The organism is endosymbiont of Lamellibrachia barhami (assembly GCF_011947365.2).
GTDB lineage: Bacteria > Pseudomonadota > Gammaproteobacteria > Chromatiales > Chromatiaceae > QGON01.
In genome coordinates, this window is sequence record NZ_JAAVSH020000001.1 from 729,593 (window position 1) to 748,687 (window position 19,095).

The following is a 19,095-nucleotide window of genomic DNA, read 5'->3' on the forward strand; positions in this document are numbered from 1 at the left end:
ATATAGGTAAGAAATGATGTTCGTATCAACAACAATCACGGACGGCCCTCATTCTTTGCTGCAATTAACTTATCATCAGTCAAAGGGTGATCCGTGGTTTTTGCTCTCAGTGTTCTAGCTACTGCAATATGCTCAGAAACATCTATTTTATGAGGGCAGAGTGTCCGCTCAACACAGTATAGTATTTCACTATTCATGCTCCTATGATGGGCATGAGCAGCTTCTTTAAGGCGGGCGTAGAGGTTATCGGGTATATTCTTTATGGTCAGGGCAGGCATAGGGCAGTCTCAAGGCAACCAATATGATTCCATTATGGTTTCCACATCAGGCTGGGTCAAGTGAAAATCGCCTAACAAAGCAAATTCACTCGGACAGTCAAAATCGTTGTTTGGTTGTAAAAGAGAAAGCGTAAATGAAATAGAGGAGAAACGTGATGTATGCCAATAACATGACCATTCACTGGGCAAAAAAAATCGGATACCTAGGCATCTATGCCTTGCTACTCAGTTCGCAAATAGCTTATTCCGAAGTGCAATATGGCAGAGATTCATAGGGAAACCTAAATAAAAATTGTGTTCATCGGAGTTCGATAAACCTTAGCATCGAAACACTTGAATTTAAGAAACAAGCCCTATTCAGCGGCACCAGAGGAGGCGGTTGGAAAATTCAAAATGCGACGGAAGCATTTGAAAGCTTGAATGTAGGCTCATTGAGTATCGAAGAAGAAAACCAGCAGTACACCCCATCAGGAAATAAGTTGTTAGCGGATGGTTTTTTAGTTAACTGGCGCGCAAATGAAAAACAAGTTTCACTTTATATTCTGTGGTCCTCTATCAGTGGCCTACCTACAGGTGAATCAATATTTTGCCGCGGTTCGGTATATGAGCCACCGAATTTAATTCGTAAAGCACAAGAAGCACTCACGGGTCTTGGTTATAATCCCGGGCCAGTTGATGGATTTTGGGGAAATAAAACTAAATACGCCATTTTCAGTTTTCAAAAAAAAGTAGGGATTGAGGAAACAGGTCAACTCGACTCACTGACATTAGAAAAACTCCGGGTAAAGTAACCTAACGTCGCAAATTCACTCGGACAGTCAAAATCGTTGCTTGGTTTGTGTATTCCGCTACGCTCCATTTTACACAAATCAAGCAAAGCTTTTGCCTTCCGGTGATTTGCGACGTTATATTTCATGGAGCAATACATGCAAAACTCACTATTAGCCCACATTGCGAGCAACTTCATATCAGAGTATGAAAATGTGGCGAATAGCAGCATCGCATATTTGCTGAATGAATATTCAGCATCTCAAGAAGCATTAAAAAACATCCTTGGTGTTGATAGTGTCCCAACATACTATGTAACAGAATTATCAACAGATTCGAATGGAAGGCCGGATGTAACGGGATTAGATGGCTATGGTGGCAAGGCAGTTATTATTGAAGGCAAGTTTTGGGCAAATCTTACTCATAACCAACCAGACAATTATCTGAAAGAGATCACGGAAGATGGACAAATATTGTTTCTGGCTCCTGACAAGAGGCTTGGCTCCCTAACTATAGAAATCGAAAAAAGGGTCAGTGGAGCTAGCGATAAAGTTGTTATTTCTTCTTGGGCGAAGTTCCTAACCCTGATTGAAAAGGAAAATAATATAAACCACAACCATCGCTTGGCTTCTGATTTGCTTCAAATAAATGAGTTATGCCAAAAGATGGATGCTGAAGGAATGCCACCCTTGAGTGCGTCAGACCTTGATCCTATGAATGGACGAGTGGCATCAAATTTTTCAGATATAATAGACGAATGCAATCCAATTATTAGAGAATGGGAGCATTCAGATTTTAAAGGGACGAAAACAACACCCTCAAAATATGGGCATGGTTTCTATTTTCGTGGCTATGAGTTCGGGTGCTCTTTACACTTCGATACCAATAAATGGTTCATTAGAGATAACCATACCCCAATATGGTTATACATAGGCGGCAAGGACTGGAAGAAATCCGAGAAAATCAGTCACTACCTAAACGATTATGATTCAATGAATTCATTTGATTGTGATTATGGAATAATCCTTCATGAAGGAATGGACAAAACCCAAGCTATTGATCATATTATCAATAAAGTAAAAGATGTTTTGAGCCATTTAAACAGCAAAATGACAAATGGATGAGTTACCGGATACTTTAAGAACCTTTATTAATGAGCCAAACTGGGTCTTCGCTAAAACATATGCCAAGACTTGGCCTCATGAGTATATTGTAAGGGGCAAAGTAGATGAAAACAAATTCGTGCAGTTTGTAAGGCATATAAGAGTCCATGGCTATCTTGGTAAGCTTTACTCAAAAGAGATTACATATTTTGATGATTCAAACATGGTGTATTGGACAATGGGAGCACCTATCGAAGAAACCACAATCATCAATAGGTGTCGCAAAGAACAAACATATGAATATCGCTTAGCTCATGATGACTTACCAAACAATGAAAAATAACAAGGCAAATGCACATACGGAAAAAGGGGACAGATTTATTTTCTCAGTAGTGCCAATAATAAATCTGCCCCCCTTTAGCTGCGTAGAGAATGACCAATGACAGGATTTGCCCGATGCCTGTGACGGTGCGTGGCAGGATCAGACTATGCGGATCACAAGCCCGGCGTGCTTGCGGATGTGCCATTCCACCTTGCTGAGTTGTTTGTCGTAGAAATCGATTAGGTTGAAGTCCAGTTCAATGCTTTTCTGATCACGACTTTCGAGGAAGACAACGACGATGTGGTGTTCTGAAAGATGAGTGAAGCAGAGTGTCCTGATTGACGTTACTTATCCGATGGATGCATTGCAGCGCGTCTTCCTGCATACGGACCGGGACGTAGATGAACTCACGCCCAAATTATGCAAGGAGCGGTTCGCCGAAAATCCTTTTCTAACTGATCTGGATCTATTGGGGAAACAGCGTCGTAGATTGAATGCTTACGTTGTTTCTGACATTGGAAGTCTTCTTCATTTTTTTAGGGAGAAGCCATGCAATAGCATGTGTCGTGCCTCTCCCATAATAAGCGACTTGAAAACAGGAATACTTTCACTCCCCATGGGAACCGGTCTATTAAGTCACCACCTCAACCTCTTGCAGTGAGAGACGCCGATAGGCGCCCGGCGCCAAATTTTCATCAAGTTCAAGGTTACCGATAGAAACCCGGTGCAGGCCAACCACCCGGTTGCCCACCGCAGCAAACATGCGTTTGACCTGATGGTAACGTCCTTCTGAGATAGTCAGCAGGCAGTTTCTCTCCGCCAGGATTTCAAGTTCCGCCGATTGAGTGGGCTGCGGCTCGTTGCGCAACAATACGCCCTGTCGCAGTTTCTCCGCATCTAAATCCGTCAATGGGTCGGCAAGGCTGACACGATAGCACTTCCGGCACTTACGGCCCGGTGCAACGATACGGTGGGACCATTGGCCGTCACTGGTGACCAACACCAAGCCGGTGGCATCGATATCAAGCCGACCGGCAAAATGGAGATCGTCGGTTATTACCTCATCCAGCAGATCAAGCGCAGTGGGGTGTTGGGGATCCCCGGTGGAGCAGACATACCCTTGAGGTTTGTGCAGCATGAAATAACGGGGACCAGGTTGGCCCGTCTCGTTGCCATCAAGGATTACCCGCGTTTCCGGCACAACACTCCGAGAGGTGTTTTTTTCTGCCTCTCCGTCAACCTGCACCCTTCCCGCACGTATCGCTTTTTGTGCCTGTGAACGGGAAAGCCGGGTTACGCTGCTTAAATACTTATCAAGTCTCATGTAATGTGGGGTCGATAGCCATGCAAATTTCGGTGCACAAAATAAACTATAACCTGAAACTATTGGATTACTCCGTAGCCTATCCTACTCATCGCCCCTGAAGTTAACCATCGACTCTGTCGTCCGACTGATGTAATATCCGCGCTCCGATGCACTTCGGTCTGCATCCATTCTGTGTGATTACACTCCGTAATCCGATTTTTCCAAAGATCATCCCTGGACCGTAGCAAGGCTCAACGCCCTGTTTGTGATGATCCGGAGCTTTTCCCAATCATGTCTTTTGATACTCTCGGCCTGTCGGCCGAACTGCTGCGTGCCGTGTCTGAATCCGGTTACAGCGAACCCACCCCCATCCAACGTCAGGCAATTCCCGTTATTCTTGAGGGCCGCGACATCATGGGCGGCGCCCAGACGGGTACCGGCAAGACCGCCGGTTTCACCCTGCCGATGCTGCAACTCTTGAACCAGCACGCTCAGGGCAAGGGGCAGCGCCCGGTACGCGCCCTGGTGTTGACGCCAACCCGTGAGCTCGCAGCTCAGGTGGGCGAAAGTGTGGCGACCTACGGCAAACATCTGCCGTTGAAATCCACCGTCATCTTCGGTGGCGTAAAAATAGGTCCTCAGATCAATATGCTGCGCCATGGTGTCGACATTCTCGTCGCCACCCCCGGCCGCCTGCTCGACCATGTACAGCAGAAGACCCTGGATCTCTCAAAGGTTGAAATTCTGGTGCTCGACGAGGCGGACCGGATGCTCGACATGGGCTTCATCCACGACATCCGCAAGGTGCTGGCACTGATGCCCAATCGCCGGCAGAACCTGCTCTTCTCCGCCACCTTCTCGGGAGAGATCAAAACCCTTGCCGACAGCCTGTTGAATTCACCCACGCTGATCGAGGTAGCTCGACGTAATACCGCCGCCGAGACGGTGGCCCAGATCGTCTATCCGGTAGACAAAAAACACAAGCGCGAACTGCTCTCCTTCCTGATCGGCTCCCGCAACTGGCGGCAGGTATTGGTCTTCACCCGCACCAAACACGGCGCTAACCGGCTGGCCCAGCAACTGGAGAAGGATGGCCTCTGCGCCGCCGCGATCCACGGCAACAAGAGTCAGGGGGCACGCACCCGGGCGCTGGCCGGTTTCAAAGCGGGCGATGTCCGGGTACTGGTGGCCACCGACATTGCGGCCCGTGGTCTTGACATCGACCAGTTACCTCACGTCGTCAATTTTGAACTGCCCAATGTACCGGAAGACTATATACACCGTATCGGTCGCACCGGACGGGCAGGTAACGAGGGCGAGGCGGCATCCCTGGTCTGTGTCGATGAGCACAAGTTGCTGAAGGATATCGAGCGGCTGCTGAATCGCTCGATCCCCCAGGAAGTATTGCCGGGTTACGAACCGGACCCGAGCATCAAAGCCGAGCCGATCAGAAATGGCCGCAACAGTACCCGCCACACCCATGGCAGGGCCGACAAGCCACGCCGCAAAGAGGGTCGTTCCGGTCGGAGCAAAAGGGTTTCCGGCAACAGGCAGGAGAGCAATACCCAACAGGAGCGGAAAGGCGGAAAACAGTCTGACAGCAGCAAGCCGGCCAGTTCCCGGCCAGCCAACGCCAGGCAGCGTCCAGCGAACAAGCCCGTCAGGCGAAGCGGCAAGCGCAGGCAGGGTGGCGAGACGCCTTCCCTATTGGGCTAACGCAAAGCCGGGATCACCTAACAGGTGATCCCGAACAGTAACCCACATCCTGGCTGACAGTTCAGACTGTCAGCCAGGATGTGGTCAGAACCGGCAATGCCTGGATGTATCAGGAACACATGCCGAAAACTGCCAGATTACCAGCACACTTGCTGCAGGATTGCCTTGATATCCAGAAACTCTATCTTCTTCGTATGGTTTCGGATAATACCGTCATTCTGAAGTTTGGTCAGTGTCCGGCTGAGGGATTCAGGCCGTAAACCCAGATAACTGGCGATGTCCCCCTTTGACATGGGCAGCTGCACACTGCCTGTGTTGTCGTTTTTCTTAATGATCTTCTTTTCGCACAGCATTTGCAGAAAAGACAGCAGCCGCTTTTCAGCGCTCAGATAGCGCCCATGCACAATGGTATCGTTCGTGTAGCGGATCTTCTGCCCCAGGATAATCATCAACTTCCGTTGCAACCTCGGCACAAACGAACAAAGCGACTCGAGATGATCAAAAGGGAGTTCACAAACCAGCGTCCGTTCCAATGCGATGGCATCATGGCCGTATTGCTGGGCACCGATCGATTCCAGCCCCACAAGGTCACCCCGAAAAAAGAAACCATCTACCAGCTTGGTGCCCTCGAAAGAGGCGGTTTCGATTTTGACAGCCCCTGACTGAATGACAAACAGGGACTTGAATTTGTCCTCTACCTTGAAGATGGTCTCTCCAGGCTTAAAAGGCCCAAAAGTATGGGTAATCTTCCGCACCCCCTGCATCTGCTCTTCACTGAGCCCCTTCCCCAGACAATGGCGCTTCGCTTCACACTCGGAACAAACCTGCTCAGTTGATCTCTAGAGAACTCTTCTTGCGGTGATGCCACCTGATTGTCCTCGCCTATTTCAACGGTCATTGTGTTTTTCATCTCCTGTGAATGAAAAAGGTCGAATCAAACCGCATAACACGCGTCACCTGTCCATAACTCAGCAGCAGGATTGACTCTAAGTGGATCAAATCTCCTTGTAGATCTCCGCCCCTTCTTTAGAAACTCCTGCGACTTCTCTTCATGCCCTGCTTCAATTGCCTCGATCTCTGAATCCCCTTTTTGGCGGCAAATTCCGCACCTCCTGACTGATCTTCATGGAGCAGAAGTGGGGCCGCACATGCTCGACGAAAATGGGCCACCTTATTAGGAGTCGTGTGGCATGGTTCATCGTGGAGTCGCGAACCTTCTCCGGATCGAGACCGAGGGCGAACCAGTCTTCAACGGAACTCAAAGCGGGCCTTTGACATGGCGTTGTCCTGTAACTGGGCACCAGGAAATCTTTGTGGATCGGCAGCATGGGCCATATTTTGTAGAGTAATGATGCCTTCCGTACATCTTCCGGCCGACAAGCCACGCCGCAAAGAGGGTCGTTCCGGTCGGAGCAAAAGGGTTTCCGGCAACAGGCAGGAGAGCAATACCCAACAGGAGCGGAAAGGCGGAAAACGGTCTGACAGCAGCAAGCCGGCCAGTTCCCGGCCAGCCAACGCCAGGCAGCGCCCAGCGAACAAGCCCGCACGGCGAAGTGGCAGCAGGCAGGGCGGCGAGACACCTTCACTGTTGGGCTAACGCAAACTCAAAACCACCGAACAGTAACCCATATCTTGGTTGACAGCCTGAACTGTCAGCCAGGATGTGGTCAGAACCGGCAATGCCTGGATGTATCAGGAACAGATGCCGGAAACGGTCATGTTACCCGCACACTTGCTGCAGGATTGCCTTGATATCCAGAAACTCTATCTTTTTCGTGTGATTTCGGATAATGCCGTCATTCTGAAGTTTGGTCAGCGTCCGACTGAGGGATTCAGGCCGTAAACCCAGATAACTGGCGATATCCCCCTTTGTCATGGGCAACTGCACACTGCCTGTGTTGTCGCTCTTCTTAATGATCTTCTTTTCGCACAGCATCTGCAGGAAAAACAGCAGCCGCTTTTCAGCGCTCATATAGCGCCCATGCACAAGGGTATCGTTCGTGTAGCGAATCTTCTGCCCCAGAATGATCAACAATCTCCGTTGCAACCTCGGCACGAACGAACAAAGCGACTCGAGATGGTCAAAAGGGAGCTCACAAACCAGCGTCCGTTCCAAAGCGATTGCATCATGGCCGTATTGCTGGGCACCGATCGCCTCCATTCCCACCAGGTCGCCCCGGAAAAAGAAACCATCCACCAGTTTCGTGCCCTCGAAAGAGGCGGTTTCGATCTTGACAGCACCCGACTGAATGACAAACAGGGATTTGAATTTATCCTCTACCCTGAAAATGTTCTCTCCTGGTTTAAAAGGCCCGAGAGTACGGGTAATCTTCCGCAACCCCTGCATCTGCTCTTCACTGAGCCCCTCCCCCAGACAATGGCGCTTCGCTTCACACTCGGAACAAACCTGCTCAGATTGATCTCTAGAGAACTCTTCTTGCGGTGATGCCACCTGATTGTCCTCGCCTATTTCAACGGTCATTGTGTTTTTTTCATCTCCCTGTGAATGAAAAAAGGTCGGAGTCAAACCGCATAACACGCGTCACCTGTCCATAACTCAGCAGCAGGATTGACTCCTAAGTGGATCAAATCTCCTTGTAGATCTCCGCCCCCTTCTTTAGAAACTCCTGCGACTTCTCATTCATGCCCTGCTTCAGTGCCTCGATCTCTGAGATCCCCTTTTTGGCGGCAAATTCCCGCACCTCCTGACTGATCTTCATGGAGCAGAAGTGGGGGCCGCACATGGAGCAGAAATGGGCCACCTTGTGGGAGTCGTGTGGCATGGTTTCATCGTGGAAGTCGCGGGCCTTCTCCGGATCGAGACCGAGGGCGAACTGGTCTTCCCAGCGGAACTCAAAGCGGGCCTTTGACATGGCGTTGTCCTGTAACTGGGCACCGGGAAATCCTTTGGCCAGATCGGCAGCATGGGCCGCTATTTTGTAGGTAATGATGCCTTCCCGTACATCTTCCTTATTAGGCAGACCAAGATGTTCCTTGGGGGTGACGTAGCAGAGCATGGCGGTGCCGTACCAGCCGATCTGCGCCGCACCGATGCCGGAGCTGAAGTGGTCGTAGCCGGGGGAGATATCGGTGACCAGCGGGCCGAGGGTGTAGAAAGGCGCCTCGAAGCAGTCGGCCAGCTCCTTGTCCATATTCTCTTTGATCATCTGCATCGGCACGTGGCCGGGGCCTTCGATCATCACCTGCACATCGTGCTCCCAGGCGATCCTGGTAAGTTCGCCCAAGGCCTCCAGTTCACCGAACTGGGCAGCGTCATTTGCATCGGCCAAACAGCCGGGGCGCAAACCGTCACCCAGAGAGAAGGCGACATCGTAGGCCTTCATGATCTCGCAGATATCCTCGAAGTGGGTGTAGAGAAAGTTCTCTTCATGGTGGGCCAGACACCATTTGGCAAGGATGGAACCACCCCGGGAGACGATGCCGGTGACACGATCGGCCGTCAGCGGCACATGACGCAACAACACACCGGCATGGATGGTGAAGTAGTCGACGCCCTGCTCCGCCTGCTCGATAAGGGTGTCGCGCATGATCTCCCAGGTGAGATCCTCGGACTTGCCGTTAACCTTCTCCAGCGCCTGATAGATGGGCACCGTGCCGATCGGCACGGGAGAGTTGCGCAGGATCCACTCCCGGGTCTCATGGATATTCTTGCCGGTGGAGAGGTCCATCAATGTGTCGCCACCCCAACGGGCCGACCAGGCCATCTTTTCAACCTCCTCGTCGATGGAGGAGCTGATGGCGCTGTTGCCTATATTCGTATTGATCTTCACCCGGAAGTTACGACCGATGATGACCGGTTCCATCTCCGGGTGGTTGATGTTGGCGGGGATGATGGCGCGCCCGGCGGCGATCTCGGCGCGCACGAACTCCGGGGTGATCTCATCCGGGATATTGGCCCCCATCGGCGCACCGGCATGCTGACGCAGCAGCTTGGCGTAGCGCGGGTCGGCCTGCATCTCCTGCAGACGGCAGTTCTCGCGGATCGCGACGAACTCCATCTCAGGGGTGATGATGCCTTTGCGCGCATAGTGCATCTGGGTGACGTTTTTACCCGACCTGGCGCGGCGAGGGGCGCGAATATGCTCAAAACGCAGATTGGCCAGTTCAGCATCGCCTTGCCGGATACGACCATAGTCGGAGCTGGGGCCTTCGAGCTGCTCGGTATCATCCCGCTCCTCAATCCAGCCGGAACGCAGGTCGGGCATGCCTTTCATCAGGTCGATCTTCTGCTCGGGGTCGGTGAAGGGGCCTGAGGTATCGTAAACCGTGATCGGCGGGTTCTCTTCAGCGCCAAAACTGGCTGCGGTGGGATCCTGTTCGATCTCGCGCATCGGTACCCGGATATCCGGGCGTGAGCCCTCGACGTAGATCTTCTTCGATTTAAGAAAGGGACGAGTCACCTCTTCTGAGAGGCTGGCGGTCTTTTTGATGAAATCTTCTGGGATGGCGCTCATGGTGTCTGCTCTCTAACTATTTCGGAGGAAAGCGAGCGCGGAGGGCGTTCAGCTTTCCTACGCCGATATTAATCGGATCAGGTTCGAAGGGTCTCTCTCAGCCTGAGTTCGTCAGGCGCCCCTAGCTGGCTTTACGTTGAGAACAGTATAAAGGAGGGACAAACGAATGCAATTGATCCCATAAGCAAAATACCAACCCTGCGGACAAGGTAGAGTAGACCACCCAGCCATCGGGCGATAAGAAGCACTCTTCTGCCCCATCTGATCCCTTGCCTGCGGAGAGTAAAATACGTAGGCTAGTTCGCAATACCTATTTTTATGCGCTATTAAAGGGGATCTACCAATGGTGGAGAACGGTTTTGAGCAGGTCCGTTTCAACATGGTCGAACAGCAGATCAGGCCTTGGGATGTTTTCGATCCACGGGTTCTGGAGCAGTTTCTGACCCTGCCTCGGGATGCCTTCGTACCCGATGCCTATAAGGGTTTGGCCTATGCCGACATCGAGATTCCTCTGGCGCACGGCCAGGCAATGATGTTTCCCCGCATGGAGGCGCGGCTGATCCAGATCTTGGCAATTCAGCCGGAGGATCAGGTTCTTGAGGTCGGCACCGGCAGCGGTTTTCTCAGTGCATGCCTGGCCAAACTCGCCAACCGCGTTGTCAGCATCGATATCCAGCAAGATTTTACCGAAATGGCGGGACGCAACCTGGATGCCCTGGAAATTCGCAACGTGCTGCTGCGCACCAGTGACGCCATGGCCGCACCCAGTCCGGATGGTCCATTCGATGCCATTGCGGTAACCGGCTCTGTGCCGACAAGCGCCCAGGCAGAGATCTTCCGTCAGCAGCTCAAACCCGGCGGCCGGCTTTTTATCATCATCGGCACAGCGCCGGTCATGGATGCCTGGCTGATCACCCGTGAGTCTGGGACGACGTTCCGGGAAGAGATAATCCTGGAAACCGAACAGGTGCCTCTGGAGAGTACAACGCAACCGGAAGCTTTTGAGTTCTAGGCTGTTTCACTGAACAATCGGGCAACGATTTCCATCAACCGCTGCATGGCGCCGCGATTCTGTTCCACCAGATCGCGGCCCCTCTCCCCGACCAGGCTCCGCTCGCTGGCATCACTTAACCAACGGGCAGACACATCTGCCAACGTCTCGGCAGTCACCACCTCCCGGGCCGCACCCCGGTCGAGAAACAGGCGGCTGATCTCAGCAAAATTGAACATATGAGGGCCAAACACCACCGGCACGCCCTGCGCCGCCGCTTCGAGAATGTTGTGCCCACCGTGGGGCACCAGGCTACCCCCGATAAACGCCATGTCGGCGGCTCCAAGGAACATGGCTAGTTCACCCATGCTGTCGCCAAGAAACACGGCTGTCTCAGTGCGACAGGGGCGCTGCTCGGATCGGCGCACCAGATCGAACCCTGCACTCGTTGCCAGTGCAGCCACCCGGCCGAAACGTTCGGGGTGGCGCGGCACCAAAACCAGCAGGCTCTCAGGCAGAGTCTCGCGCACCTTCGCATGCGCCGCCAACACCAGCTCGTCCTCCCCCTCATGGGTACTGGCAGCCACCCAAACCGGCCGCGCCTGCCCCCACTGCCGACGCATCACATCCGCCTGCTCCCGCAGGCTGGCCGGCAGCTTAATGTCGAATTTGATGCTGCCGGTCACCTCCACCTGTCCAGGCCGGGTACCCAACACTTGAAAATGCTCTGCATCTGATTGGCCTTGAGCGGCGATCAGCGAAATATTCTGCAGGGTCTCCCGTGTCAGCCCGGCCAGATGGCGATAACGATGTGCCGAACGGGTCGACATGCGGGCGTTGGCCAGTAGCGATGGAATGCTCCTCTGCCGACACTCGTGCAGCAGATTGGGCCAGATCTCCGTCTCTATCAGGATCAGCAACCGGGGCTGTAGTCTGTCGAAGAAGGTTTTTACCACCAGCGGCGCATCGTAAGGCGCATAGTGGTGGAGCACGTCCTGGCCGAACAACGATTCAACCTGTTTCGCCCCGGTCGGGGTCGTTGTGGTGATCACCAGCGGCAATGCGGGATAGTCGGCAAGAAGCCGCCTCACCAGCTGGGCTGCTGCCTGCACCTCACCCACTGAAACCGCGTGCAGCCAGATGCAGCCGTCACTGACCGGCGAGCCAAACCACCCAAACCGCTCCAGCCAGCGTTCCCGATAAGCGGGACTCTTGAGGCTGCGCCAGTAGAGGCGCACCACCATCAGCGGCATTATCAGATAGAGCAGCAGGGAGTAGATCTGTCGCATCAGGTCTCGCCAAGCACGGCTTCAAGTGCGGCAACATTGGAGCGAAGATGTGCCGGATTGATGGTACCGGCAATCATACTGCTCACCCCTGGCTGGGAGAAGATGAACGCCATGGAGCGAGACACACCTTCCGCATCTTTTACAAAACCACTCATCAGCCCCTTCTTCACCAACACACCTTTGTTAGCCTTGGCCGCCGCTTCCAGCACCGGCAACTCGTCGTTGTAATCCAGGTTGCAGGTAGCCATCACCAGGTCGCACTCCTGCACCACCAGCAGCCCCCCCTCCAGCGTCTTGCTCGACATGCCGATGGCGCGCACCAACCCCCGGTGCTGAAGATCACGCAGGGTCTCCAGCACATCCTCCTGTCGCAGTATCTCCAGATCACCACCGTGGGAGTGGATCAGCACCACATCCAGATAATCCGTTCGCAGAGACCGCAGGCTCTGTTCGATACTCTCGCGGGTGGCGCGGGCGGAAAAATCAAAGCTGGAGCGGCCCTCTTCAAAAGACTCGCCGACCTTCGTCACAATGACCCATTCATCCCTTGATCCCGGCAGCAGCCGTCCCAGGCGTTGTTCGCTACTGCCATAGGCGGGGGCGGTGTCTATCAGGTTGATACCAAGTTCACGGCTTAGCGCGAGAAGATCCCGCACCGCATTGTCGTCCGGAATCGCGAATGAACTGGGGTACTTGACCTGCTCGTTGCGGCCGAATTTCACCGTCCCCAAGCCGAGTGGACTGACCTGGATACCGGTACTGCCGAGGGGCCTCAAAACCATTGTCGTTCCTGCTCCCAAGGTAATCGTGTCACCGGTGGCCGGGGCCAGCCTTCGGGAATCTTCAGCTCGCCCTTTGAAGGGGCTATTCCATCCTGTTGCATTCGATCAATAACCTGCTGCGCCAACCGTGGGGCAAACGCCAGTTTGGTCGGCCAGGCCACCATCACATCCTGCAACTGTTCGAGAAAACTGTTGTCCGGCCGTTTGCCACCTGGCTGGCGAGGCTCTGCCCGATCGACGCGCAAAGTCGACCATTCGGCTGCGGAAAGATCCACCCATGGCATCAGCATCCGCAACTCATGTTTTGCCGCATCGACCTGTGCTCGGACGGAACGATCCACTCCCTCTTCGGCGATACTCCCCCCCAGATACCAGACATGGTCGCCATCTGCCAGCGGATAGCTGGTGATGGTAAGTCGCGGGTTGGCGCCTGCACCGAGGCAGTGGGCGTAGAGCGGCGGCAGTTTTCCCCGCAACATTACCATCTGTAGTGGCCGGCGCTGCATGGCGGGCTGTTCCAATCCAAATTCCCTCAGGAGCGTTTCATTTCCGGCACCCGCTGTCAGCAGCGTTCTGCGGCTCCTGATCTGCAGCCTTCCACCCTTGTCACCCAACAACACGAGTTGATTGGCCGCATCAAATTTGATGCCATCCGGCCAGTCGATACGTAGCGTATATCTGCCATACTGGCGAAACAGTTCCGTCACCAGCGAGGCCACATCCAGCACCGGCTCCTCCAGCCGATAGACATGGCCTTTGAAGGCCTTATCCTGAAACAGCTTTGGACGGTTTTCACCTTCGACCTCACCAATACGACTCTGCATCACCTTGCCGGCAAAAAAGCCGGCCATACGGGAGACCAGTCCGGCGGTGGACCAGAGATACTGGTGATCAGAGAGGATACGTACTGCCGAAAGATCGAGTTCCCCGTGACCCGCCAGTGCGTCACGCCAGATACCGGGCATCGCCCGGATCGCCTGGGATGATCCGGTCAGCTTGCCGGTCAGGGCATACTTGGTGCCGCCGTGAATGATGCCTTGGGAGGCGGGCGTCTGAACCCCGCCGATGCACCCGGATTCAAGCAGCAGGCAGCGATAGCCCGCCTGGTGCAGACGACCCAGGGTCCAGAGTCCGGCAATGCCGCCGCCGAAGATGACTATGTCGGTTTCGAGGATTTTCATTGATCGCTTGTTTGTGCCGCTGCATGGCAACGCAAAACCCTACTGCTGCCGAATCGACTCTACAATCCTGGTCGTCGATATCCCATCCACATAGGTCAAGACTCTTACCTCGCCGCCCGCCTCACGGGTACAGGCCGCCCCTGGAATCTTATCTGGATCATTATCCCCGCCCTTCACCAGAAAATCGGGCTTCAGACGGCAGATGAGCCGCTCCGGCGTCTCTTCACTAAAGGGCACCACCCAATCGACACAGGCGAGTGCCGCCAACACATGCATGCGATGATCCAACCCGTTGATCGGCCTGCCGTCACCTTTCAACTGACGCACGGTTTCATCCACATTTACCGCAACCACCAGGCGGTCGCCAAGACGGCTCGCCTCTTCCAGATAGGTGACATGGCCCGGATGCAGGATATCAAAACAGCCGTTGGTTACGACGATCTGCTCTCCCTGCATGCGGGCGATGCGCATCAACCGCACCAATTGATCTTCACCCACCACACCGCGATGGGTGACGTGGTGCTCCATCAGGGCCATCTTTAGCTCATCTTCGGTAACCGAAGCGGTACCCAGCTTTCCAACCACCACACCGGCGGCCACATTGGAGAGGTGCGTAGCAGTGTCGAGTCCAAGTCCAGCCGCCAGGCCTGCGGCCAGCACGGAGATGACTGTGTCACCGGCGCCGGTCACATCGAAAACCTCACGGGCGTGGGTCGGCATGTGGCGCGGTTCCAACCCCTGCTGCAACAGGGTCATGCCCTGCTCGCCCCGGGTAATCAGCAGTGCATCGATCTCATACCGCTGCAGCAGATCATGACCACGCGCCACCAGTTCATCCTGATCCTCGCACTTACCCACCACGGCTTCAAATTCGGAGATATTCGGCGTGACCAGAGCCGCGCCGCGATAGAGCTCATAATCCTCTTTTTTTGGATCGACCAGCACCGGCTTTCCGGCTTCCCTTGCCAGCGCTATCAATTCACGGATATTGTGCAGTGTCCCTTTGTTGTAGTCGGAGAGCACGAGCAGATCAACGTCAGCGATCAGTCGGCGACAGCTCTCCAGCAGCGCCTCGCTACCGGCTGCAGGAAAGCCATCTTCAAAATCGAGCCGGATGAGTTGCTGGTGTCGACTAATCACCCGCAGTTTTGTGATCGTCGGAAACCCATCCAAAGGTTCAAAACAGCAGGTTACACCGGCAGCATCGAGGATATCCGTCAACGCCCGCCCCGGCTCGTCGTCTCCGATCAACCCAACCAGCACCGCACTTCCGCCCAAGGCTGCGATGTTGAGCGCCACATTACCGGCACCACCTGGACGCTGTTCCTCTTCGCCGACACGTACCACGGGGACAGGCGCTTCAGGAGAGATACGGGCGGTATCGCCGTGCCAGTAGCGGTCGAGCATCACGTCCCCCACCACCAGAATACGGGCCTGATCAAACGCTGGAATATCTATGGACATGGGGTTGAAACCGAGTTGAGTAAACAGGTGCATCATAACATAGCAGTATCACCGTTCTGGCGATTAACCGGTCCGGCGGGTAAAATCAGCCATCTACCAACCAGACCTTTTTTCTTACCATCCGCAGAAGGTTCACCTGCGGCTGTTTTTAGGAGATCCGATGACCGGCAACAAGCTCTATTTCAGGCTGTTGAGCTATGTGAAGCCCTACCGCAGGATCTTCATCCTGGCCATCTTCTTCACTATTCTGCTGGCGCTCACTGAGCCGCTGCTGCCGGCACTGCTGAAACCCCTGCTCGACGGCAGCTTCGTGGATAAGGATCTGGACACCATCAAACTGATGCCCTTCGCCTTGATCGGCCTGTTTGTGGTGCGTGGCTTCACCTCTTACGCCAGCACCATGGCCATGACTGCGGTCTCCACCCGGGTCGTCATGGATCTGCGCAACGAAATGTTCCGCAAACTGCTGGTGTTGCCCAATCGTTACTACGACAACAACCCCACCGGCATTGTGTTGTCCAAGGTTACCTATAACGTGGAGCAGGTCGCCGCCGCCTCCACCGAAGTGCTGATTGTACTGGTGCGGGATTCGGTGTCTATCCTCGGACTGCTGGGACTGATGCTCTACCTTAATTGGCAGCTGACGCTGTTCGTCTCCGTGCTGGTACCGATCATCGCGCTGATTGTGAAATTTATCAGCAAACGCATACGCGATATCAACCGCTCGATTCAGCAGGCGATGGGGGAGATGACTCACATCCTGGAAGAGGCGATACAGGGCAACAAGGTGGTGAGGCTTTTTGGCGGTCAAATCTATGAGTACGACCGTTTTCAACAGATCAGCAACTGGCTACGGCGCTATAACGTGAAGCACCAGGCCACCGCCGCCCTCAGTTCACCAGTGGGACAGTTCATTCTGGTGCTTGGTCTGGCTGCCGTAGTCTATTTCGCAGCCCTGCAATCCCTGGAGGATGAGGTCACTGTCGGGTCTTTCGTCTCCTTTATCGCAGCAATGGCGATGCTGCTCTCTCCACTGAAAAAACTCATCGGCGTCAACAGCGTCCTTCAACGGGGGCTGGCTGCTGCGGAAAGCATGTTCGAGCTGGTGGACGAAACACCCGAAGTGGACCAAGGCACGACCAAGGCCAAACATCTTCGCGGCAGAGTCGACTTCGATCACGTCACCTTCACTTATGGGGGCAGCGACCGAAAGGCCCTGGACGATATCTGCCTGACCATCGAACCCGGAGAGAACATCGCCCTGGTCGGCCCATCAGGGGGCGGCAAGAGCACCCTGGCAAATCTGATCCCCCGCTTCTATCAGCTCAACAGAGGCCGCATCCTGTTGGATGGAGAGGATATCCAGGAGGTCACCCTTGCTTCCCTGCGCAGCAACATCGCCCTGGTCAGTCAGAATGTCACCCTGTTCAACGATACCGTTGAGGCGAACATCGCCTACGGCGAGATGCGCGGTACCGATCGGGAATCAGTGATTAGCGCAGCGACCAACGCCCACGCCATCGAATTCATCGAGGAGATGCCCCTGGGACTCGACACCCTGATCGGCGAAAACGGTGTACGTCTTTCAGGGGGACAGCGCCAACGACTGGCCATCGCCCGGGCACTGCTCAAGGACGCCCCGATCCTGATCCTCGATGAAGCGACCTCAGCCCTGGACAATGAATCGGAGCGATTCATTCAGGAGGCACTTACCACTCTTACCCGCAACCGTACCACGCTGATCATCGCCCATCGTCTCTCCACCATCGAACACGCCGACCGAATCCTGGTGCTGAGCGAGGGACGCATCATAGAGTCAGGAACCCACCAGGACCTGATGGCGATGGGAGGAACCTACAAAAAACTCTACGACACACAGTTCTCCATTGCCGGCGGTACTTTCTGAGCAGTACCGTACAAACTATCGAGAAAAAGACTACTCAGGTCGACTGACCCGTTACTGGGTTTTGCCCATACTTACAGATTATTCCTACAATGGGTACAGATTTTCCTGATGGGTCTTCCCAATTCTCGGCAGTATATTAATTCCCAACAAGGACGGCCGATGAACTTCGGAGGAGGCGAGAGGAGTCGACCCCCCCGACAAGCTGATTACAAGTTAGAAAGACACACCATTACCATACAGTCACTTAATAGACATAACTAAATGAAGGGCGCTTCTATTAATACCCACAAAAAACGTGGTGCGTCCCCTATTGTTTATTAGGCTGTCCGAGTGTATGCGTTTGTTATGTGTTTTTTGCTTCAAGCGGGAAGTGTTCTGGGTGCTCTATTATTTCTTCTGTTAAATCAACATCAATATCTGGCCAGAAAAAATGGCCCGGAGATTGCTCCTCAACATTGATGATTGATTTAATTGCTTGATCTTTAAACCAAGGAAAATCCTCGTATGACATAAATAGCTCTTTATTCTGAGCTAAGAGCCACACACCATGAGAAGAGATATTTGTTACCTCAACGGCAGAAGTGCTGTTGCCATGCGCTAGTAAGCTCATTGTAATGACCCTCAATAAGTGATTCGATTTCTTTCAACTCTTTTCTTGAATAATGATAATTTTTTGCAAGCTCAATTTCCGGCTCTAACCAGAACTTTGCCTCACCATTACCAGATAATACGTGAATGTGCATTCGCTCTTCTTCACGTGAGAAGAAGAAAAACCTATATCCAGATTCTCTAAATACTGTTGGACTCACTCCCCCTCCTTCACATAACGTCTACTATTGATGTGGTTGCTATGTAATATAACAGTAAACTCACTCTTCTTTTGCTTTCAGTGATAAATCTGGATAACCATCTAACTCAGAGTATTCTTCTTAAAAACAATAGGGGACGCAATAGGGGACGCACCACGTTTCCCCGTTTTCCGGGCCATTTCTGGTACTTGATGATCAGGTGTAGTATGACCTGATCACAAAAAACGTGGTGCGTCCCCTATTGATTTTTTTATCGGGTCTCTGTTTTCAACTGTGGAACCGGTCGAACGAATCCCGAGATATCGTTTGTCTTAATCCCCTTTTTATCGGGTCTCTGTTTTCAACTTTTGGCCAGCCAGATTTACGGTGCAGTTTGCACGTCTTAATCCCCTTTTTATCGGGTCTCTGTTTTCAACACACTAGCCTGCCAGTTGGGACTCCGTTTCTGTCTTAACTCCTCTTTATCGGGTCTCTGTTAAACTTGACCGGCAAAGCGTACGGTCATTGCCGGTTGAGTCTTAACTTCTTTATCGTGGTCTTGTTTTCAACAATTGACCAAGCACGCAGAACGCTTTACAGAAAAGTCTTAATCCCTTTTATCGTGGGTCTCTATCTTCACACAACTATCAGGACTGTTGTTTCGTGAGGAATCAGGTCTTAATCCTTTTATTGGAGCAATACGTAACTAATCGAAGTGGCTACCAA

At 53.2% G+C, this 19,095-nt stretch carries 18 protein-coding genes and 1 riboswitch; of the genes, 7 read left to right on the top strand and 11 right to left on the bottom strand.

Features of this window, described 5'->3' with window-relative positions; all coding sequences use genetic code 11:
* Positions 1-35: 35 nt before the first annotated feature.
* Positions 36-278, bottom strand: a complete 243-nt coding sequence (locus G9Q73_RS20325; protein WP_177418529.1) for a FitA-like ribbon-helix-helix domain-containing protein — start codon at positions 276-278, stop codon at positions 36-38.
* 431 nt (positions 279-709) lie between these two features.
* On the opposite strand from G9Q73_RS20325, the gene G9Q73_RS03225 reads away from it, so the two are divergent.
* The 3 genes from G9Q73_RS03225 (at position 710) to G9Q73_RS03235 (ending at position 2,492) form a co-directional block, all read left to right on the top strand.
* Positions 710-1,069 (top strand): peptidoglycan-binding domain-containing protein, encoded by a 360-nt coding sequence (locus tag G9Q73_RS03225; protein WP_177418530.1) that lies wholly within the window; start codon positions 710-712, stop codon positions 1,067-1,069.
* 135 nt (positions 1,070-1,204) lie between these two features.
* Complete coding sequence (locus tag G9Q73_RS03230; RefSeq protein WP_177418531.1) at positions 1,205-2,170, top strand: hypothetical protein; 966 nt, start codon at positions 1,205-1,207, stop codon at positions 2,168-2,170.
* Positions 2,163-2,492 (top strand): hypothetical protein, encoded by a 330-nt coding sequence (locus tag G9Q73_RS03235; protein WP_177418532.1) that lies wholly within the window; start codon positions 2,163-2,165, stop codon positions 2,490-2,492. Before G9Q73_RS03230 ends, G9Q73_RS03235 begins: the two co-directional genes overlap by 8 nt.
* 610 nt (positions 2,493-3,102) lie before the next feature.
* Here G9Q73_RS03235 and rsuA read toward each other — a convergent pair.
* Positions 3,103-3,795 (bottom strand): 16S rRNA pseudouridine(516) synthase RsuA, encoded by a 693-nt coding sequence (gene rsuA, locus G9Q73_RS03240; RefSeq protein ID WP_177418533.1) that lies wholly within the window; start codon positions 3,793-3,795, stop codon positions 3,103-3,105.
* Positions 3,796-4,068: 273 nt separating this feature from the next.
* On the opposite strand from rsuA, the gene rhlE reads away from it, so the two are divergent.
* Positions 4,069-5,493, top strand: a complete 1,425-nt coding sequence (gene rhlE / locus G9Q73_RS03245; protein ID WP_177418534.1) for an ATP-dependent RNA helicase RhlE — start codon at positions 4,069-4,071, stop codon at positions 5,491-5,493.
* 137 nt (positions 5,494-5,630) lie between these two features.
* On the opposite strand, the gene G9Q73_RS03250 is transcribed toward rhlE, so the two are convergent.
* Positions 5,631-6,248 (bottom strand): Crp/Fnr family transcriptional regulator, encoded by a 618-nt coding sequence (locus tag G9Q73_RS03250; protein WP_177418535.1) that lies wholly within the window; start codon positions 6,246-6,248, stop codon positions 5,631-5,633.
* A 593-nt stretch (positions 6,249-6,841) separates the two neighbouring features.
* On the opposite strand from G9Q73_RS03250, the gene G9Q73_RS03255 reads away from it, so the two are divergent.
* Complete coding sequence (locus G9Q73_RS03255) at positions 6,842-7,090, top strand: hypothetical protein (RefSeq protein ID WP_177418536.1); 249 nt, start codon at positions 6,842-6,844, stop codon at positions 7,088-7,090.
* A 123-nt stretch (positions 7,091-7,213) separates the two neighbouring features.
* On the opposite strand, the gene G9Q73_RS03260 is transcribed toward G9Q73_RS03255, so the two are convergent.
* Positions 7,214-7,975 carry a Crp/Fnr family transcriptional regulator gene (locus G9Q73_RS03260; protein ID WP_177418537.1) on the bottom strand — a complete coding sequence of 254 codons (762 nt, stop codon included), beginning with the start codon at positions 7,973-7,975 and terminating at the stop codon, positions 7,214-7,216.
* 103 nt (positions 7,976-8,078) lie between these two features.
* Positions 8,079-9,968, bottom strand: coding sequence for a phosphomethylpyrimidine synthase ThiC (gene thiC, locus G9Q73_RS03265; protein ID WP_177418538.1), 1,890 nt, complete (start codon positions 9,966-9,968; stop codon positions 8,079-8,081).
* 37 nt (positions 9,969-10,005) lie between these two features.
* Positions 10,006-10,101, bottom strand: a riboswitch (TPP riboswitch).
* A gap of 210 nt (positions 10,102-10,311) precedes the next feature.
* Here thiC and G9Q73_RS03270 point away from each other — a divergent pair.
* Positions 10,312-10,980 carry a protein-L-isoaspartate O-methyltransferase family protein gene (locus tag G9Q73_RS03270; RefSeq protein ID WP_177418539.1) on the top strand — a complete coding sequence of 223 codons (669 nt, stop codon included), beginning with the start codon at positions 10,312-10,314 and terminating at the stop codon, positions 10,978-10,980.
* Here the strand turns inward: G9Q73_RS03270 and waaA are convergent.
* Genes waaA through hldE form a run of 4 tightly spaced genes read right to left on the bottom strand, consistent with a single transcriptional unit; the run spans position 10,977 to position 15,675 of the window.
* Positions 10,977-12,248, bottom strand: a complete 1,272-nt coding sequence (gene waaA / locus G9Q73_RS03275; protein WP_177418540.1) for a lipid IV(A) 3-deoxy-D-manno-octulosonic acid transferase — start codon at positions 12,246-12,248, stop codon at positions 10,977-10,979. The two genes, G9Q73_RS03270 and waaA, sit on opposite strands and share 4 nt — an antisense overlap.
* Positions 12,248-13,030 (bottom strand): aldo/keto reductase, encoded by a 783-nt coding sequence (locus G9Q73_RS03280; RefSeq protein WP_177418541.1) that lies wholly within the window; start codon positions 13,028-13,030, stop codon positions 12,248-12,250. The genes waaA and G9Q73_RS03280 overlap by 1 nt, the downstream gene beginning before the upstream one ends.
* Positions 13,021-14,211: an FAD-dependent oxidoreductase gene (locus G9Q73_RS03285; protein WP_177418542.1), complete on the bottom strand. Its 1,191-nt coding sequence runs from the start codon at positions 14,209-14,211 to the stop codon at positions 13,021-13,023. Before G9Q73_RS03285 ends, G9Q73_RS03280 begins: the two co-directional genes overlap by 10 nt.
* A 39-nt stretch (positions 14,212-14,250) precedes the next feature.
* Positions 14,251-15,675, bottom strand: a complete 1,425-nt coding sequence (hldE, locus tag G9Q73_RS03290; protein WP_177421224.1) for a bifunctional D-glycero-beta-D-manno-heptose-7-phosphate kinase/D-glycero-beta-D-manno-heptose 1-phosphate adenylyltransferase HldE — start codon at positions 15,673-15,675, stop codon at positions 14,251-14,253.
* Positions 15,676-15,835: 160 nt separating this feature from the next.
* On the opposite strand from hldE, the gene msbA reads away from it, so the two are divergent.
* Entirely contained in the window at positions 15,836-17,581 is a 1,746-nt protein-coding gene (msbA, locus tag G9Q73_RS03295; protein WP_177418543.1) for a lipid A export permease/ATP-binding protein MsbA, read from the top strand.
* 343 nt (positions 17,582-17,924) lie between these two features.
* Here the strand turns inward: msbA and G9Q73_RS03300 are convergent, their stop codons facing one another.
* Together G9Q73_RS03300 and G9Q73_RS03305 are read right to left on the bottom strand one after the other, a co-directional pair.
* Positions 17,925-18,191, bottom strand: a complete 267-nt coding sequence (locus tag G9Q73_RS03300; RefSeq protein WP_177418544.1) for a DUF2442 domain-containing protein — start codon at positions 18,189-18,191, stop codon at positions 17,925-17,927.
* Positions 18,151-18,390, bottom strand: coding sequence for a DUF4160 domain-containing protein (locus G9Q73_RS03305; RefSeq protein WP_177418545.1), 240 nt, complete (start codon positions 18,388-18,390; stop codon positions 18,151-18,153). The genes G9Q73_RS03300 and G9Q73_RS03305 overlap by 41 nt, the downstream gene beginning before the upstream one ends.
* Positions 18,391-19,095: the final 705 nt, after the last annotated feature.

Excerpts from the sequence above, each read along its gene's own strand:
- G9Q73_RS03255 (WP_177418536.1), top strand. The coding sequence starts at position 6,842 with ATGATGCCTTCCGTACATCTTCCGGCCGACAAGCCACGCCGCAAAGAG.
- G9Q73_RS03230 (WP_177418531.1), top strand. The coding sequence starts at position 1,205 with ATGCAAAACTCACTATTAGCCCACATTGCGAGCAACTTCATATCAGAG.
- G9Q73_RS03235 (WP_177418532.1), top strand. The coding sequence starts at position 2,163 with ATGGATGAGTTACCGGATACTTTAAGAACCTTTATTAATGAGCCAAAC.
- rsuA (WP_177418533.1), bottom strand. The coding sequence starts at position 3,795 with ATGAGACTTGATAAGTATTTAAGCAGCGTAACCCGGCTTTCCCGTTCA.
- G9Q73_RS20325 (WP_177418529.1), bottom strand. The coding sequence starts at position 278 with ATGCCTGCCCTGACCATAAAGAATATACCCGATAACCTCTACGCCCGC.
- G9Q73_RS03285 (WP_177418542.1), bottom strand. The coding sequence starts at position 14,211 with ATGAAAATCCTCGAAACCGACATAGTCATCTTCGGCGGCGGCATTGCC.
- waaA (WP_177418540.1), bottom strand. The coding sequence starts at position 12,248 with ATGCGACAGATCTACTCCCTGCTGCTCTATCTGATAATGCCGCTGATG.
- rhlE (WP_177418534.1), top strand. The coding sequence starts at position 4,069 with ATGTCTTTTGATACTCTCGGCCTGTCGGCCGAACTGCTGCGTGCCGTG.
- G9Q73_RS03260 (WP_177418537.1), bottom strand. The coding sequence starts at position 7,975 with ATGACCGTTGAAATAGGCGAGGACAATCAGGTGGCATCACCGCAAGAA.
- thiC (WP_177418538.1), bottom strand. The coding sequence starts at position 9,968 with ATGAGCGCCATCCCAGAAGATTTCATCAAAAAGACCGCCAGCCTCTCA.
- msbA (WP_177418543.1), top strand. The coding sequence starts at position 15,836 with ATGACCGGCAACAAGCTCTATTTCAGGCTGTTGAGCTATGTGAAGCCC.
- hldE (WP_177421224.1), bottom strand. The coding sequence starts at position 15,675 with ATGTCCATAGATATTCCAGCGTTTGATCAGGCCCGTATTCTGGTGGTG.
- G9Q73_RS03300 (WP_177418544.1), bottom strand. The coding sequence starts at position 18,191 with ATGAGCTTACTAGCGCATGGCAACAGCACTTCTGCCGTTGAGGTAACA.
- G9Q73_RS03280 (WP_177418541.1), bottom strand. The coding sequence starts at position 13,030 with ATGGTTTTGAGGCCCCTCGGCAGTACCGGTATCCAGGTCAGTCCACTC.
- G9Q73_RS03270 (WP_177418539.1), top strand. The coding sequence starts at position 10,312 with ATGGTGGAGAACGGTTTTGAGCAGGTCCGTTTCAACATGGTCGAACAG.